Origin of the sequence: Actinoplanes sp. NPDC048988 (assembly GCF_043197815.1) — a bacterium.
In the GTDB taxonomy this organism is placed as follows: domain Bacteria; phylum Actinomycetota; class Actinomycetes; order Mycobacteriales; family Micromonosporaceae; genus Actinoplanes.
Genome location: NZ_JBICTW010000004.1, coordinates 647,596 through 663,326 on the forward strand (window position 1 = coordinate 647,596; position 15,731 = coordinate 663,326).

Below are 15,731 nucleotides of genomic sequence, written 5' to 3' on the forward strand. Positions count from 1 at the left end.
AAGGCCCCCTTCTTCTGCTCGCCGGTGGCCGCCGAGGGGGGTGGATCCCCCCGGCGGCCGACCGCCGGGGATTAGCGCAGGCGCAGCCAGACGGCGGTATCCGGGGGGAGGCGGTCACCGTCGAGAGGGCCACTGGCGAGCAGAAGGGTCTCGTGGTCCGGCAGGGCGATCGGGGCGCCGGACATGTTGACGACGCAGGCGAACCTGTCGCCGCGGGTGTAGGCGAGCACGTCGTCGCCCGCCTCGAGCCAGGTCATGGCCGGCTGGTGCAGGCCGGTCTCGGTGCGGCGCCGGGCGATCGCCGACCGGTAGAGCTCCAGCATCGAGCTCGGGTCGCCGGTCTGCGCCTGGACGGTCCGGTCCTTCCACTCGGCGGGCTGGGGAAGCCACGGGGTGCCGGTGGTGAAACCGAACGGCTCGGTGTCGCCCGACCAGGGCAGCGGGACCCGGCAGCCGTCACGGCTGTGTCCGCGCCGGCCCCACATCGGGTCCTGGAACTGCTCGGGCGGGATGTTCTCGTTCTCCCAGAGGCCGAGCTCCTCGCCCTGGTAGATGTAGGTGGCGCCGGGCAGCGAAAGGGACAGCAGGGCGGCCGCCCGGGCCCGGCGGGTGCCCAGCTCGAGGTCGACCGGGGTGCCGTCGAGGTTGTTGTCGAAGCTGAAGGTGGTGTCCTGGCGTCCGTACCGGGTCACGTGCCGGGTGACGTCGTGATTGGACAGCACCCAGGTGGCGGGGGCGCCGATCGCCTCGTGGGCGTGCAGGGTGCGGTCGACGCACTCGCGCATGAGGGCCGGATCCCAGGCGCAGCCGAGAAAGTCGAAGTTGAACGCGGCGTGCAGCTCGTCGGGGCGCAGGTAGTTGGCGAACCGCTCGACCTCCGGCATCCACACCTCGCCGATCAGGGCGCGGTCGCCGCCGTACTCGTCGGCGACGCGGCGCCAGGACCGGTAGACGTCGTGCACGCCGTCGAGGTCGTGGAACGGGTGGGGCTCGCCGTCGCGTACCTCGGGAAGGCTCTTGTCCTTGAGAAGAAGGGCCGCGGAATCGATGCGGATGCCGTCGACGCCACGGTCGAACCAGAACCGCAGAATGCTCTCGAACTCGGCCCGCACGTCCGGGTGGTCCCAGTTGAGGTCGACCTGCTGCGGGGCGAACAGGTGCAGGTACCACTGGCCGTCGGGGACGCGGGTCCAGGTCGTGCCGCCGAACTCGCCGACCCAGTCGGTGGGCATCTGATCGCCGTTCGGCCCCCGCCCCGGACGGAACCAGAAGTAGTCGCGCTCCGGGGCGCCGGGCGAGGCCAGCGCCGCCTTGAACCAGGGGTGTTCGCTCGAGACGTGGTTCGGCACGATGTCGACGATCATCCGGATGCCGGCCGCGTGCGCCTCCTCGACGAGCGCTTCGGCCTCGGCCAGCGTGCCGAAGGCGGGGTCGATGTCGCGGAAGTCGGCCACGTCGTAGCCGGCGTCGGCCATCGGCGACGGGTACCAGGGGCTCATCCAGATCGCGTCGACGCCCAGGTCGGCCAGGTGTCCCAGGTGGGCGCGGATGCCGGCGATGTCGCCCACACCGTCGCCGTCCGCGTCGGCGTAGCTGCGCGGATAGACCTGATAGATCACCGCGTCGCGCCACCACTGGGAATCTTGGTGAGACACTTTTGCCCGCTTTCTGTGCACGCTGAGGCTGACGGTTTTTTCCAAACCGCCCGTTTTACGTGGATTTTCAGCCCTTGAGGCTACCGGTGGTCAAACCGGACATGATGTTGCGCTGGAAGATCAGGAAGATGATCACGGTCGGGATCGCGGCGATGACCGAGGCGGCGATCACCACGTTCTGCGGGGTGCCGCCGGCGAAGGCGTAGATGCCGACGCTGAGCGTGCGCGTCTCCGGTGACGGCATGACCAGCTTGGGCCAGAGGAAGTCCTTCCAGACCGCGGTCACCGCGAAGATCGACACCACGCCCAGGATGGGCCGCGACATCGGCAGGATGATCGACCACAGGGTGCGCAGCGGCGACGCGCCGTCGACCTGGGCGGCGGCGATCAGGTCCTCGGGGATCGAGTCGAAGAACCGCTTGAGCAGGAAGATGTTGAACGCGTTGGCGACCAGCGGCAACCAGATCGCCCACGGCGAGTCGAGCAGGTTGACGTGGATGATCGGCAGGTCGATCGCCGTCACGTACTGCGGGACGATCAGGACCATGGCCGGGATCATCAGCGTGGCCAGCATCGCGGCCAGGATGACGTTGCCGAACGCGGGACGCAGCTTCGACAGGGCGTACGCGGCGGCGGTGTCGAACACGAGCTGGAAGAAGACCGCCCCGGCCGCGTAGTAGAAGGTGTTGAACATGAGCTTGGCCAGCTCGAGGTTGTTCCAGGCGTCGGCGTAGTTCCGCACCTCGGGATCGCGCGGCCACAACGTCGGCGGCGTCTGCGCGATCTCCTGACCGGACTTGAAGGCGCCGGTGACCATCCAGTACAGCGGCCCGAGGAAGACCAGGGTGAACCCGAGGACCACGACGGCCAGGACCGCCCAGTAGATCAACCGGCCGCGACCGCGCCGGAGCTGCGCCTGCGAGATGAGGGTACGGGTCATCGTCAGTCCTGTTTCGTGGTCAGTCGCACGTAGACCGCGCTGAAGGCGCCCAGCACCAGCAGCATGATCACGCCGAGCGCCGCGGCGCCGTTGAGATCGTTCTGGAAGAAGCCGTGCTGGTAGATCAGGTAGGCCACCGAGGTCGCCGAGTCCTGCGTGCCGGCGCCGTTGGCCAGGATCAGCGGCTCGATGAACAGCTGCATGGTGGCGACGATCTGCAGCATCGCCAGCAGGGCCAGGATGAGCCGGGTCTGCGGGATCGTCACGTTCCAGATGCGGCGCGCGATGCCCGCCCCGTCCAGCTCCGCGGCCTCGTACAACTCGCCCGGAATGTTCTGCAGGGAGGCGAGATAGATCAGCACCGCGCCGCCCATGTTCATCCAGGTCGAGGCGATGACCATGGCCGGGATGGTCATGCCGGGCGACTGCATCCACTCGGACGTGGGCAGGTGGAGGAACTTGAGGATCGCGTTGAACAGGCCGGCTTCGCTCGGGTCGTACGCGTAGTACTTGAACAGGAAGAGCGCGGAGGCCGGCGGCAGCATCACCGGCAGGTAGACCAGGACCCGCAGGTATCCCTTGAAGTGCCGGAACTCGTTGAGCAGGATCGCCACGAAGAACGGCAGCAGATAGCCCAGGACCAGCGCCAGCAGGGTGAAGACGAAGGTGTTCTTCCAGGCGATCCAGAAGCTGGGGTCGGCGATGATCCGGGTGTAGTTGTCCCAGCCGACCCAGGTCGTCTCGCCGCGGCGGGTGCGCTGGAAGCTCATCACGACGCCGCGGATCATCGGGAACCACATGAAGAGGGCGAAGCAGACGACCGCCCCGATCAGGAAGGCGTGGCCGGTGAGGTTGTCTCGGAGTTTGCGGCCTCGTTTGGTCCTCTGGATGGGCGCGGGCGCGGCGGGCTGCTTCGTGATCTGCGGCGCAACGATCGTCAAGGGGACTCCTTTGTACCGGCGCGGGGGCCTCTCGACCCCCGCGCCCGGGTGAATCAGCTACCGGCGGCCTGGAGCTGGTTGACCTTGGTCTCGGCCGTCTTGAGCAGCTCGTCGATGTTGGCGTTCGGGTTGGTCAGCACACCCGACATCGCCGAGTCGAGCACCGCGTAGATGGCCTGCGCGTTGCGCGGCTCACCCTTGATCGGAACCGGGTTCTGCTCGAACGGCGCGAAGTTGGCCGTGTCGAGGTTCGCGTTGGCCTTGCGCAGGTCGAGCTCCTGCTTCTGGGCGTCGCTGCCGTTGGTGAACAGCAGCGGCTGGGGCAGGCCGACCGGGTAGTTCTGCGGCTTGGCCCGCGCGTAGTCGAACTGGCCCTTGCCCGGGGTGAGCTTCTGGTACGCGAGCCACTTCAGACCGGCCTTGACCTGGTCGTCGGTGAGGCCCTTCTTGAAGAAGTAGCCCTCGCCACCGCCGAGGGTCGCCTTGGCCGGGCCGTCCTGGCCGGGCATCGGGCCCATCGCCCAGTCCTCGTACTTGCCCTGGAACTGGCTGACGATGGCCTGGGTGGCGTCGGGCGCGCCGATGAACATGCCGACCTTGCCGGCGCCGGCGTTGGTCAGCAGGTCGCCCCACTGCAGCAGCTGGCGGCTGCCCATGCTGTTGTCGCCGTACCGCATGTCCTTGAGGTTCTGCAGGACCTGCTTGCCCTGGGCGTTGTTGAAGTCGGCCTTCTTGCCGTCCTCGCTGAGAACCTGGCCGCCCTGCGAGTAGATCTCGGCGGTGAAGTGCCAGCCGCCGGTGTTGCCGGCGCTGTACTCGGAGAAGCCGGCGATGCCGCCGCCGAGGGCGGAGATCTTCTTGGCCGCCGTACGGACCTCGGCCCACGTCTTGGGCGGAGCCGCCGGGTCGAGACCCGCCTTCTTGAACAGCGCCTTGTTGTAGACCAGGCCCATCGAGTAGTTCTTGACCGGTACGGCGTACAGCTTGCCGCCGTCGGTGAAGACCTCCTTGAGCGCGGGGTCGACGCTGTCCCAGGTGGGGATGGTGTCCTTGTTCGCCAGCGAGGTGATCTCCATGGCCTGACCGGAGTCCAGCACCTGCGACAGGTCGGTCATGTAGCCGTAGAAGACGTCGGTCATCGTGCCGCCGGCCAGGCGGGCGGTGAAGTCCGGCGGGTTGTTGCACTGCTCGCCGACGCTGACGCTCTTGATGGTGATGTCGGGGTTGTCCTTCTCGAACGCCGCGACATCCGCGTTCCAGTTGGCCAGCAGCTCCTTCTGCGCGCCGACGGGCTGGCAGTCGACGGTGATCGTGGTCTTGCCGGCGGCGTCGGTCCCGGAGTCGTCGTCGCTCTTCGTGGAGCAGCCCACCAGGCTGCTGAGCCCCAGGCCGGTCGCGAGCGCCAGGGCCGCGACCTTCCGGTACTGCGGTGTGGACATCTGTCCATCCCTTCAGGAACGGGTGTATCCGTGGCTATCGATAAGTTGCGTGTGCTGGAAGTGAGTGGAGTCACTGTAACGAGACCGACCTGTTTCGGCAAGGTTTCGATCGTTCGCTGAAAAAACACGACTGCAATACCGGCAGATGTCGAGATTGTGAGCCCAGACACTTCCGGGCATACAAAAAGGGCGAGCCCTCACGGGCTCGCCCTTTTTGTTCCGTCCGCTTGCTACCGCTTCGCCGGCGCCGTCGATCCCCGGACCACCAGCTCCGGCTCGAACAGCAGCTCGTCCGGCTCGACGCCGCTGCCCTCGATCTGATTGACCAGCAGGTCGACGGCGGCCTGCCCCATCATCTCGATCGGCTGCCGCACCGTCGTGAGCGGCGGATCGGTGCAGGTCATCAGCGCCGAGTCGTCGAAGCCGACCACCGACACGTCGGCCGGCACGTCGAGCCCGAGCCGGCGGGCGGCCCGGATCGAACCGAGCGCGAGCACGTCGCTCGCGCAGATCATGCCGGTCACGCCACGCTCGATCAGCTTGGCCGCGGCCAGGCGGGCGCTCTCCATCGAGAAGTTGGTCCGCTCGACGAACCAGTCGTCACCCTCCGGCCCGGCGATCTTCACCAGCGCCCCCAGCTTGCGGCGTGAGGGCATGTGGTCCTCCGGCCCCATCACCATGCCCACCCGCTCGTGCCCGAGAGACTTGAGATGTCCGTACGCCTGCTCGACCGCCACCGCGTCATCGGTGGAGATGTGCGGAAACCCCAGGTCGTTGACGCCGGCATTGACCATGACCACGGGCATCCGCCGGTCGGTGAGCGCCTTGTAGTGCCCGTGCTCGGCCTCGGCCAGCGCGTAGGAGCCGCCGGCGAACACGACACCGGAGACCTGGTGGTCGAGAAGCATCTCGATGTAGTCGCGCTCCGGCACACCGCCGATGGTCCGCGCACAGAGAGCCGGCGTGAACCCGCGCTGCGCGAGCGAGGCGGTCACCACCTCGGCCAGCGCCGGAAAGATCGGGTTCTGCAACTCGGGCAGCACCAGCCCCACGAGCCGCCCGCGCTCCCCGCGCAGCTTGGTGGGCCGCTCATACCCGAGGACATCGAGAGCGGTCAGCACCGACGCGCGCGTGGCCTCGGAGACGCCACTGCGCCCGTTGAGCACCCGGCTGACGGTCGCCTCACTGACGCCCGCCTTCTTGGCCACTTCGGCCAGACGTTTGGTCACGCCCGACAGCCTACGGCAGGAAGCTGCAATTTTCGAACGGCTGCTTGCAGATCTTTCGGAACTCTTTCAGATGCTGTCATCCCATGCGTCGATCATGTTTCGCCATTGTTGCGCCGCGTATCCATCGCTCCCGCCATGAAGCGGTTAAGTGATCGCTCTGCGCGACGATTCGCCAGTCATCTCTTGCGCCAAGATTGCACCAGGCGCGTCGCTCGAGGCGCGCCGGCTCTGGGCTCGGCCGCTCCGTCGCGAGCCGTGACGCCGCCCCTTTCATGCCCTTACCGCCCGCGCCGTATCGCCGCCGAGCCACGATGAGGCGCACGCGGGGCGATGTGGGGCCGCTGACGGACGACTCGGTGGCGGGTCGGGGCGACAACCGCGCGGAAAGTTCCTCAATCGCGGGGAATCGGCTGCGAGAGGGCGCCGCCGGTGGGACCGTGAAAGCCGCAAGGGGAGGCGCGATGACCGATGCGGATCAGCGGCTCGCCGAGGAACTGGCGAGCGCCACGGAGGCGGCGGCGCGTGCTGCGCGAGCCGCCGCCTCGGTGATCGAACGGCTGGCCGCCGGCAGCGCCGAGATCGAGCAGGTCGTGCAGCTCATCGCCGTGATCGCCAAGCAGACCAACCTGCTCGCCCTCAACGCCACCATCGAGGCCGCCCGAGCCGGCGAGGCCGGTAAGGGCTTCGCCGTGGTCGCCGGTGAGGTGCAGAAGCTGGCCGCCCAGACCGCCACCGCCACCCAGCGCATCGACTCCGAGGTCGACGGCATCCGCACCGGCACCGCCAGCGCCGTCGAGGCGGTCGGCAAGACGATCGCCGAGCTGGAACGTTGTCAAAGAATGATCAGCGGTTAAATGGAGCCATGGCGAAGAAGACGACCACCGCGTGCCCGTGCGGGCGCGGCCTGCCGTACGCGGAATGCTGCGAGCCGATCCACCGGGGCGGGAAGCCGGCCACGGCCGAGGCGCTGATGCGGTCACGGTTCTCCGCCTTCGCGCGCGACGACGACGCGTACGTCCTGCGGTCCTGGCATCCGAAGACCCGCCCGGCGAGCATCGAACCCGACCGGCACCTGCGCTGGACCGGCCTGGAGATCCTCGAGACCGAGCGCGGCGGCATGTTCGACACCGAGGGCGTCGTCGAGTTCCGGGCCCACTACACCGATCGCGGCAAGCCGGGCGACATGGTCGAGCGCAGCCGCTTCGTGCGCCACGACGGTCAGTGGGTCTACTGGGGTCCGATCCTTACCAACGGGTCACTCGCCAATGTCTGAGGTCGTGTGATTCCCTTCAGGGATGGCACCTGACCAGCGACCGATGGAGGACGGCATCGTCCGTGACTTCAAGGTCAACCTTTCGTACGGCCGCTATCTGCACCTGGACGAGATCCTCGGCGCCCAGCACCCGGTCAGCGTCCCCGAGCACCACGACGAGCTGCTGTTCATCCTGCAGCACCAGACCTCGGAGCTCTGGCTCAAGCTGGTGCTGCACGAGCTGCGCGCCGTCCAGCGGTACCTGGCCAAGGACGACCTGCGCCCGGCGCTGAAGGGCCTGGCCCGGGTCAAACACATCCAGCGCACCCTCACCGAGCAGTGGTCGGTGCTGGCCACGCTCACCCCGAGCGAGTACTCGGAGTTCCGCAGCTTCCTCGGTACCTCGTCGGGCTTCCAGTCGTACCAGTACCGGGCGGTCGAGTTCATGCTCGGCAACAAGGACCGCCGCATGCTGTCGCTCTTCGACGACGATCAGGCGGCCCGCGAGCTGCTCGTCGAGGCCCTCGAAACCCCGAGTGTGTACGACGAGTTCCTGCGCTACCTGAGCCGGCACGGCCACGACATCCCGGCCGAGCAGCTGCACCGCGACGTCGCCGAGCCGCACCACTTCGACGAGGACCTGGTGCCGGTCTTCGTGCGGATCTACAGCGACCCGGAGCGGTTCTGGGAGGCGTACGAGGCCTGCGAGGAACTGGTCGACCTGGAGGAGAACTTCCAGCTCTGGCGCTTCCGGCACCTCAAGACCGTGGAGCGCACGATCGGCTTCAAACGGGGCACGGGCGGGTCCAGCGGCGTCGATTTCCTGCGCAAGGCGCTTGACCTGACGTTCTTTCCCGAGCTGTACGCCGTACGCACTGAGATCGGAGCCACGAGTTGACCGACCCGCACGCCCTGGACGCGGCCGACCCGCTGGCGCCCTTCCGCGACCGCTTCCTGACGGCCGACGGCGTCGCCTCCTATCTGGACGGCAACTCGCTCGGCCGTCCGCTGAAGGCCACCGCCGACCTGATGGACGAGTTCATCCGTACGCAATGGGCGAATCGTTTGATCCAGGGCTGGACCGACGGCTGGCTGGAGTGGCCGATCACGCTGGGCGACCGGCTCGGCAAGATCGCCCTGGGCGCGGCCCCCGGCCAGGTGGTGGTGGCCGACTCCACCACCGTGCTGATCTACAAGCTGGCCCGGGCCGCCGTGGACGCCCGCCCCGGCCGCCGCCGCGTGGTCCTGGACACCGACAACTTCCCCACCGACCGGTACGTGCTGGAGGGCATCGCCGCCGAACGCGGCCTCGAACTGGTGTGGATCTCCACCGATCCCGTCTCCGGTGTCGAGCCGGCCCAGGTGGCCGAGGTCGTCGACGAGCGCACGGCCCTGGTCCTGTTCAGCCACGTCGCGTACCGCTCGGGCTGGCTGGCCGACGTCGCCGAGATCAACCGGATCGCCCACGAGGCCGGCGCCCTGACCATGTGGGACCTGTGCCATTCGGCCGGCTCGGTACCGATCGAGCTGGACGCGTGGGGCGTCGACCTGGCCGTCGGCTGCACCTACAAGTACCTCAACGGCGGCCCCGGAGCGCCGGCGTTCGCCTACCTGCGCGGCGGCCTCCAGGAGGAGCTGCGCCAGCCGATCCAGGGCTGGATGGGCCACCGGGCGTCGTTCGAGATGGGCCCCGGCTACGAGCCGGCGAAGGGTTCACGGGCGCTGCTCAGCGGCACCCCGCCGATCCTGGCCATGGTCCCGCTGCACGCCAACCTGGACGTCCTGCAGGAGGCGACGATCGAGGCCGTACGGGAAAAGTCCCTGCGCCTGACCTCGTACGTGCTGGACCTGGCCGACGAGTGGCTGGTGCCCCGCGGCGTCGAGGTGGTCAGCCCCCGCACCCCGGCCCGCCGAGGCGGCCACATCACGCTGAAGCGCCCCGGTTTCGAACAGCTCCTGGAGCCCCTCTGGTCGGCCGGCGTGATCCCCGACTACCGCCGCCCCGACGGCCTGCGCATCGGCCCGGCCCCCTTGAGCACCAGCTTCGCCGAGGTCCACCACGGCTTGTCCACCTTGCGCGACCTGCTGTGACCCTCCCCCTGACCGCCGACTCAATCTGGTGGGCGGGCCGCCTCCACACAGGTGCCGCCCTCCACCCCACCACTGCCCTTCACCATCCCCACACCGCCCCCCTCTCACACCCCGGCACCGCCGCCCTCGACCAGCCCAACACCGCGCCCCTCCCTCAGCCCGGCACCGCCGCCCTCCACCAGCCCAACACCGCACCCCTCCCTCAGCCCGGCACCGCCGCCCTCCACCAAACCCACGCCGCTGCACTCCCACAGCCCGGCACCGCCGCCCTCCACCAATCCAACGCCGCCACCTCCCACCAACACGACGCCGCCGTCCAGCCCGACGACGCCGCCCTCCAGCCCCATTCCGCCGCCGTCACCCATCCGGACATTTACGATTTCTCCCTCGCGACGGATTTTTCCGGTGAGGCGACGCGCCTGCCCGGGACGCTGTTGCCGGGCCTCGTCGACGCGCACGTGCACTCCGCGCTGGTCGACCTCGCGACCGTGCGGGCCGGCGGCATCTCCGGTGTGTGGGACCTCGGCGGTGAGCCCTCCACAGTGGCCGCGCTCGCCAAGGACCACCAGCGGCGCAAAATGCCGTACATCCGATATGCCGGCCCCTTCCTGACGGCACCCGGCGGCTACCCGAGCGACCGCGCCTGGGCCCCCGCCGGCAGTTGGCGGGAGCTCCGCTCCCCCGCCGACGCCGTCGAGGCGGTGGCCGAAGCGAAAGCTCACGGCGCCACCCTCATCAAGGTCACCGCCAACGCCGGCGGCCCGCTGCTCTCCCCCGCGATCATGGCCGCGGTCGCCGGGCAGGGGCTCCCGGTGGTCGTCCACGCCGAAGGTCCCGGCACTGTCCGCCTCGCCCTCGAATCGGGCGCCGCCTACCTCGCGCACACCCCCTGGACCGAGCCCCTCGACCCCGGCCTCGCCCGCGACTGCGCCGCCCGCATGACGTGGATCAGCACCCTCGACATCCACGGCTGGGGCGAGCCGACCCCCGAGTCGGTCACGGCCGTCGCCAACTTGCGGCTTTTCCGGTCGTACGGCGGTCAGGTCCGCTACGGCACCGACCTCGGCAACGGCCCTCTCCCACCCGCCGTCAACCCCCGGGAGGTACGCCTGCTGCAGTCGGCCGGCCTGACCCCGAACGAGATCCTGCAGGCGATGACCGGCGACGGCCTGTCGTGGATTCCCGGTGGTCTCGACCTCGACCCGGCCCGGTTCGCCGACTCGCTGGCCACCGCGCGGGTGCTCGACGAGTCCGTACACCCTGCGGTTTTCCCCAGGTAAGCCCGGCGGCCGTCCTCATGGTCCGGTGATCGCCCGATTTCTACTGTCGATCACATGACTTCCTTCGTCACCGACCTGGTGGAACGTTTCGGCGGCCCCGGCGCGGGCCTGGCCGTAGCCCTGGAGAACCTGTTCCCGCCGATCCCGAGCGAGGTGATCCTGCCGCTGGCCGGTTTCACGGCCGGCCAGGGCCGGATGAACCTGATCGCCGCGATCGCCTGGACCACGCTCGGCTCGGTGGTGGGCGCGGTCGCGCTCTACTACATAGGCGCCGCCCTCGGCCGCGACCGGGTGCGGGCGATCGCCGCCCGGCTGCCGCTGGTCAAGGTCAGCGACCTCGACCGTACGGAGGCCTGGTTCGCCCGCCACGGCACCAAGGCCGTCTTCTTCGGCCGCATGATCCCGATCTTCCGCAGCCTGATCTCGGTACCGGCCGGCGTCGAACGGATGCGGCTCACCACGTTCCTGCTGTGCACCACCCTCGGCAGCCTCATCTGGAACGCGACCTTCGTGCTGGCCGGCTACGCGCTCGGCGCCAACTGGACGGCCGTCGAGTCCTATGTGGGCGTACTGCAGAACGTGGTGATCGCCGCCTGCGCCCTGCTGATCGCTTATTTCGTCGGCAGTCGATTGTTGCGCGGGCAGAATGGCTGAGGTGACCGCCGAACGACCACCGAACCGGCCGCGGCACCCGCACGGCCGGAACGGCGGACAGCCAGCGTCAAGCCCAGCCTCGGCACCGGGGCAGCCGGAACCAGCGCAACCGCAACCACCGCAACCGGAACCGGCGCGGCTGGAACTGGCGCGACCAGATCTGGGCCGGCCGGAACCGGGGCGGCCGGAACCAGCGCGACCGGAACCAGCGCGACCAGATGCGGAGTGGCCGGAACTGGGGCGGTGGGATCTCAGGCGGCGGGCTCTGGGACGGCTGATCGGGGCTCTCGTGGCCGGGACGGTGAGTGGTGTCGTCGAGGCGCTGTTTCTCGTGGTGGCGGTGATTTCGGCGTTCCGGCCGGGCCTGTATCCGTACGCGCGAAGGCTTGCCGAATTTGAACGTCGCCGGCTCGGGGTCGAGCCGGTGCGCTTCGATGAGCGGCGGGCCTTCCGGTATCTGGCGGCGCGGCTGCTGCCGGCGTTTCTCGGTCTGCTGACCGTCGGGATGCTGCTGGTCGGCGTGGTGCTGGCCGGCATCGTGGTGCGGTCGGTGGCCACCGGGGCGATGTCGGTCGCGGGGTTGCTGGAGCAGGTGCTGTTCGGCTCGGCGCTGCTGCTGCTCGATCTTCAGGCGATGGCCAGCACGCTCGCGCTGGACCGGCGGCTGCTGCGGGCGCTGCTCGCCTCGGGGACGCGTTCCGAGTTGGAGCGGCGCATCACCGAACTGACAGTCAGCCGGGCCGGTGTGATCGCCGCGGTCGACGCCGAGCGGCGGCGGATCGAGCGGGACCTGCACGACGGACTGCAGCAGCGGCTGGTCGCGCTGGGCATGCTTCTGGGGCGGGCCCGACGCTCGCCGGACCGGGCCGGCGAACTGCTCGCGCAAGCCCACGAGGACGCCCAGCGGGCCATCGACGAGCTGCGCGAAGTGGCGTGGCGAGTCTATCCGTCCGCTTTGGACCATGGCACGCTCGACGACGTGCTGACCATGGTGGCCCAGCGCTCCCCGGTGCCCGTCCGAGTGACGTACGAACTGGTGGAACGCCCCCCGCGACCGATCGAGACCGTCCTCTACTTCGTCGCCTGCGAGGCCATCACCAACACCGCCAAGCACGCCGGCGCTACGGTGATCACCGTGCGGCTGACCCCGGGAGTGGAGATGGTGATCAGCGACGACGGCGCCGGCGGCGCCACCCTCGACGGGCCGGGGCTGCACGGCCTGGCCGACCGGGTGGCCGCCCTGGACGGGCGTTTCGAGCTGGACAGCCCGGCCGGCGGCGGCACCACGATCCGGGTCTCGTTGCCGTGCGGATAGTGCTCGCCGAGGACTCCACGCTGCTCCGCGAAGGGCTGGTCCGCCTCCTGGCCGACGAGGGCCACGACGTCGTGGCCGCCGTCGCCGACGCCCCGGCGCTGATCGACTCCGTGGCCGAAAATCGACCGGACGTCGTCGTGACCGACGTCCGTATGCCGCCGACCAGCACCGACGACGGGCTGCGGGCCGCCCTGGAGATCCGGCGGCGATGGCCGTCGACCGGTGTACTAGTACTTTCGCAGTACGTCGAGAAGCGCTACGCCTCCCAGTTGCTGGCCGACCGTTCCGACGGTGTCGGATATGTGCTGAAGGACCGGGTGGCCCAGGTCGAGGATTTCCTGGACGCCCTCGACCGGGTCGCGGCCGGGTCGACGGCGCTCGACCCCGAGGTCGTACGGCAATTGATGTCCGGCACTTCGGGTTTGACCCGCCTCACCCCGCGCGAGAACGACGTGCTGCGCCTGATGGCCTCCGGCTACACGAACGTGGCGGTGGCCGAGCGCCTGTTCGTGTCGCTGAGCGCCGTCGAGAAACACGTGAACGCCATCTTCGACAAGCTCGACCTGGCCGCCGCCTCCGACTACAACCGCCGGGTCCTGGCCATCCTGCACTACCTGGACTCGTAGGCTGGCCTCATGATCGTGGTGACGGGCGCGACCGGGCGCCTTGGTGGACGAATTCTGCAACGCCTGGACGCTTCCCCGCGCCTGCTGGTCCGGGACGCTTCCCGGGCGCCGGCCGGCTACGAGGTGGCGGTCGCCACCTACGACGACGGCGACGCCGTTCGGCGGGCGCTGACCGGCGCCGGCACGGTCCTGATGGTGTCGGCCGCCGAGGCCCCCGACCGCGTCGCCGAGCACACCAGCTTCGTCGACGCCGCGGCTGCGGCCGGCATCGGCCATCTCGTGTACATCTCGTTCGCCGGGGCCTCGCCCACCGCGACCTTCACCCTGGCCCGCGACCACTGGGCCACCGAGCAGCACATCCGGGCCAGCGGCCTGCCCTTCACCTTCCTGCGCGACAGCCTCTACGCCGACTTCCTCCCGTTCATGGTCGGCGACGACGGCGTCATCCGCGGCCCGGCCGCCGACGGCCGCGCCGCCTTCGTGGCCCAGGACGACATCGCCGACGCCGCCGCGGCGGTCCTGCGCGACCCGGCCCCGCACGCCGGCCGCACCTACACCCTGACCGGCCCCGAGGCCCTGACCATGTCCGAGGCCGCCGCCGCCCTGACCGCCGCCGGCCACCCGGCCCGCTTCCACAACGAGACCCTGGAAGAGGCCTACGAGTCGAGGCGCAAATACAACGCCCCCGACTGGCAGCTCGACGCCTGGGTCAGCACGTACACCGCGATCGCGGCCGGCGAGCTGGCCGAGATCACCTCGGACATCCCCACCCTGACCGGCCACCCCGCAACACCCCTGGCCGCCCTCCTGCACAGGAACAAGCCCTGACCAGGGCCGTCTACTAGTAGTGGTATCGAGGTCGTTCCGCAGGATTTCCGGTTTGCCGATTCCTTGGCCTTCTGGGTCTCGTGTGATGTCAGCGACCAGCCCGCCACTGCTCGACGCTCTCCGCCAGCCGTTTGGCGTTGGCCGGCGATCGGATCTCGACGGGCGTGTGATCCGCGTTCACCCGTTCGATCAGCGGAAGCAGGGGCTTTCGTGCCTGGCCGGCGTCGATCGCGGCAGTCACGGAGCCTCCGCGAGCGGTGTGCTGAAGACGGTACCGCTGGGCGGGCCGGGCGTCGGCCGAAAGTCGTAGTGGGCGTGAGGGGTTTCCGGCTCTGAGCGGATGTGCGCGGTGGGGGTGGTGCGGGACTCTCGAACACGATCACGGAGAGAGAGGGTCACGATGACCATCGACGACGACAATCTGCCCAGCCGTAGCCGGGTGGTGCTGACGGGGATCAGTTCGCGGGCCTGGGAGCATCCGGCCGATCGGGGGGCTCTGACGGCTCTTCGGGAGCTTCGGGGCTTCGACGACGTGGTTCGTGGGCTGTTCGGCATGTGGAACGAGCGCGGGTTCCGCCTGTCGTATCTGGCCGGGGCCATCCGGGTCGGGCAGGGGCAGTACCCGCGGGTGCACCGGCTCTTCGGGGAGGCGGCCGCTTCGCTCGACGTGGCGGAGCTGCCCGAGGTGTACGTCAGCCAGTCACCGGTCATCACGAGCAAGGCGATCGGGATGGACCGGCCGTTCGTCGTGATCAGCACGGCCGCCGTGGAGAAGCTCGACGATGACGAGCTGAGGACGCTGCTCGGGCGTGAGATCGGGCACGTGCGCAGCGGGCACGCCGTCTACCAGACCATCATGACCGTGCTGACCCGGTGGGTGACCAGCGTGAGCTGGCTGCCGGTGGGTGCCCTCGCCCTGCGGGCGATCATCGCGGCCATGTACGAGTGGTGGCGCAAGGCGGAGCTGTCGGCCGACCGGGCGGCGCTGCTGGCGGCGCAGGATCCGGGGGCGTCGCTGCGGCTGTTCATGAAGCAGGCCGGTGGCGGCGACCTGTCGCAGATCGACACCGCGGCGTTCCTGGCCCAGGCTGCCGAGTACGAAGGGGGCGGCGACCTGCGGGACAGCATCCACAAGATCGGCATGACCGCGTTCAGCTCCGAGCCGGTGCCGGTGGCCCGGGCCGCCGAGCTGCAGAAGTGGGTCGACTCGGGGGACTACGCGCGCATCCTGGGTGGCGACTACCCGCGCCGCGACGACGACCGGGACGCCTCGGTGACCGCCGACGTCAAGGCCGCCGCGGCCAGTTACCGGGACAGCTTCCGCGACTCCAGCGATCCGCTCGTCAGCTTCGCCCGCAAGGCCGCGGGCGGGGCCGCCGACCTGGTCGGCTCGGCCGCTCGCGGCGCACGCGGCTGGGCCCGGGGCAGCGACAACAGCAACAACTGATCTTCCGGGCGGCGCGGAATCGAGGCCGCGCCGC

At 69.5% G+C, this 15,731-nt stretch carries 17 protein-coding genes; 10 read left to right on the forward strand and 7 right to left on the reverse strand.

Going from position 1 to position 15,731, the window contains the following annotated elements; all coding sequences use genetic code 11:
• Window positions 1-71: 71 nt before the first annotated feature.
• From ACGFJ7_RS17400 to ACGFJ7_RS17420, 5 genes are all read right to left on the reverse strand, one after another.
• Window positions 72-1,655: an alpha-amylase family glycosyl hydrolase gene (locus ACGFJ7_RS17400; RefSeq protein ID WP_360240590.1), complete on the reverse strand. Its 1,584-nt coding sequence runs from the start codon at window positions 1,653-1,655 to the stop codon at window positions 72-74.
• A gap of 67 nt (window positions 1,656-1,722) precedes the next feature.
• A complete protein-coding gene (locus tag ACGFJ7_RS17405; protein WP_360240593.1) occupies window positions 1,723-2,595 on the reverse strand; it encodes a carbohydrate ABC transporter permease in 873 nt (290 codons plus the stop codon).
• A gap of 2 nt (window positions 2,596-2,597) precedes the next feature.
• Entirely contained in the window at window positions 2,598-3,536 is a 939-nt protein-coding gene (locus tag ACGFJ7_RS17410) for a sugar ABC transporter permease (protein WP_360240596.1), read from the reverse strand.
• Window positions 3,537-3,589: 53 nt separating this feature from the next.
• Window positions 3,590-4,975, reverse strand: coding sequence for a sugar ABC transporter substrate-binding protein (locus tag ACGFJ7_RS17415; protein ID WP_360240599.1), 1,386 nt, complete (start codon window positions 4,973-4,975; stop codon window positions 3,590-3,592).
• Window positions 4,976-5,205: 230 nt separating this feature from the next.
• On the reverse strand, window positions 5,206-6,204 hold the full coding sequence (locus tag ACGFJ7_RS17420) for a LacI family DNA-binding transcriptional regulator (RefSeq protein ID WP_360240602.1): 999 nt from the start codon (window positions 6,202-6,204) through the stop codon (window positions 5,206-5,208).
• Window positions 6,205-6,665: 461 nt separating this feature from the next.
• Here ACGFJ7_RS17420 and ACGFJ7_RS17425 point away from each other — a divergent pair, with 461 nt between their 5' ends.
• From ACGFJ7_RS17425 to kynU, 4 genes are read left to right on the forward strand one after another with little or no spacing between them, the layout of a single operon-like run.
• On the forward strand, window positions 6,666-7,058 hold the full coding sequence (locus ACGFJ7_RS17425) for a methyl-accepting chemotaxis protein (protein WP_360240605.1): 393 nt from the start codon (window positions 6,666-6,668) through the stop codon (window positions 7,056-7,058).
• A gap of 8 nt (window positions 7,059-7,066) precedes the next feature.
• Entirely contained in the window at window positions 7,067-7,477 is a 411-nt protein-coding gene (locus ACGFJ7_RS17430; RefSeq protein WP_360240608.1) for a YchJ family metal-binding protein, read from the forward strand.
• Between the two features lie 22 nt (window positions 7,478-7,499).
• Entirely contained in the window at window positions 7,500-8,354 is an 855-nt protein-coding gene (locus tag ACGFJ7_RS17435; RefSeq protein ID WP_360240611.1) for a tryptophan 2,3-dioxygenase family protein, read from the forward strand.
• Window positions 8,351-9,547: a kynureninase gene (gene kynU / locus ACGFJ7_RS17440; RefSeq protein WP_392642695.1), complete on the forward strand. Its 1,197-nt coding sequence runs from the start codon at window positions 8,351-8,353 to the stop codon at window positions 9,545-9,547. The genes ACGFJ7_RS17435 and kynU overlap by 4 nt, the downstream gene beginning before the upstream one ends.
• 104 nt (window positions 9,548-9,651) lie before the next feature.
• On the opposite strand, the gene ACGFJ7_RS17445 is transcribed toward kynU, so the two are convergent.
• A complete protein-coding gene (locus ACGFJ7_RS17445; protein WP_392642696.1) occupies window positions 9,652-10,005 on the reverse strand; it encodes a hypothetical protein in 354 nt (117 codons plus the stop codon).
• On the opposite strand from ACGFJ7_RS17445, the gene ACGFJ7_RS17450 reads away from it, so the two are divergent.
• The 5 genes from ACGFJ7_RS17450 (at window position 10,006) to ACGFJ7_RS17470 (ending at window position 14,250) form a co-directional block, all read left to right on the forward strand.
• The gene (locus tag ACGFJ7_RS17450; RefSeq protein WP_392642697.1) at window positions 10,006-10,827 is read left to right on the forward strand and encodes an amidohydrolase; all 822 of its coding nucleotides are present in this window, start codon (window positions 10,006-10,008) and stop codon (window positions 10,825-10,827) included.
• A gap of 54 nt (window positions 10,828-10,881) precedes the next feature.
• Window positions 10,882-11,481, forward strand: coding sequence for a DedA family protein (locus ACGFJ7_RS17455; protein WP_360240620.1), 600 nt, complete (start codon window positions 10,882-10,884; stop codon window positions 11,479-11,481).
• Window positions 11,482-11,770: 289 nt separating this feature from the next.
• A complete protein-coding gene (locus ACGFJ7_RS17460) occupies window positions 11,771-12,796 on the forward strand; it encodes a histidine kinase (protein ID WP_360240623.1) in 1,026 nt (341 codons plus the stop codon).
• Complete coding sequence (locus tag ACGFJ7_RS17465; protein ID WP_360240626.1) at window positions 12,787-13,422, forward strand: response regulator transcription factor; 636 nt, start codon at window positions 12,787-12,789, stop codon at window positions 13,420-13,422. Before ACGFJ7_RS17460 ends, ACGFJ7_RS17465 begins: the two co-directional genes overlap by 10 nt.
• 9 nt (window positions 13,423-13,431) lie before the next feature.
• Window positions 13,432-14,250: an SDR family oxidoreductase gene (locus tag ACGFJ7_RS17470; protein WP_360240634.1), complete on the forward strand. Its 819-nt coding sequence runs from the start codon at window positions 13,432-13,434 to the stop codon at window positions 14,248-14,250.
• Window positions 14,251-14,338: 88 nt separating this feature from the next.
• Here ACGFJ7_RS17470 and ACGFJ7_RS17475 read toward each other — a convergent pair whose 3' ends face one another.
• Window positions 14,339-14,491: a hypothetical protein gene (locus ACGFJ7_RS17475; RefSeq protein WP_360240637.1), complete on the reverse strand. Its 153-nt coding sequence runs from the start codon at window positions 14,489-14,491 to the stop codon at window positions 14,339-14,341.
• Between the two features lie 159 nt (window positions 14,492-14,650).
• Between ACGFJ7_RS17475 and ACGFJ7_RS17480 the strand changes: the two genes are divergently transcribed.
• Window positions 14,651-15,697: a M48 family metallopeptidase gene (locus ACGFJ7_RS17480; RefSeq protein WP_360240640.1), complete on the forward strand. Its 1,047-nt coding sequence runs from the start codon at window positions 14,651-14,653 to the stop codon at window positions 15,695-15,697.
• Window positions 15,698-15,731 lie beyond the last annotated feature (34 nt).

What these genes read in the sequence shown, in the direction of transcription:
- ACGFJ7_RS17405 (WP_360240593.1), bottom strand. Translation starts at nt 2,595, where the DNA reads ATGACCCGTACCCTCATCTCGCAGGCGCAGCTCCGGCGCGGTCGCGGC.
- ACGFJ7_RS17415 (WP_360240599.1), bottom strand. Translation starts at nt 4,975, where the DNA reads ATGTCCACACCGCAGTACCGGAAGGTCGCGGCCCTGGCGCTCGCGACC.
- ACGFJ7_RS17425 (WP_360240605.1), top strand. Translation starts at nt 6,666, where the DNA reads ATGACCGATGCGGATCAGCGGCTCGCCGAGGAACTGGCGAGCGCCACG.
- ACGFJ7_RS17430 (WP_360240608.1), top strand. Translation starts at nt 7,067, where the DNA reads ATGGCGAAGAAGACGACCACCGCGTGCCCGTGCGGGCGCGGCCTGCCG.
- ACGFJ7_RS17435 (WP_360240611.1), top strand. Translation starts at nt 7,500, where the DNA reads ATGGCACCTGACCAGCGACCGATGGAGGACGGCATCGTCCGTGACTTC.
- ACGFJ7_RS17455 (WP_360240620.1), top strand. Translation starts at nt 10,882, where the DNA reads ATGACTTCCTTCGTCACCGACCTGGTGGAACGTTTCGGCGGCCCCGGC.
- ACGFJ7_RS17470 (WP_360240634.1), top strand. Translation starts at nt 13,432, where the DNA reads ATGATCGTGGTGACGGGCGCGACCGGGCGCCTTGGTGGACGAATTCTG.
- ACGFJ7_RS17480 (WP_360240640.1), top strand. Translation starts at nt 14,651, where the DNA reads ATGACCATCGACGACGACAATCTGCCCAGCCGTAGCCGGGTGGTGCTG.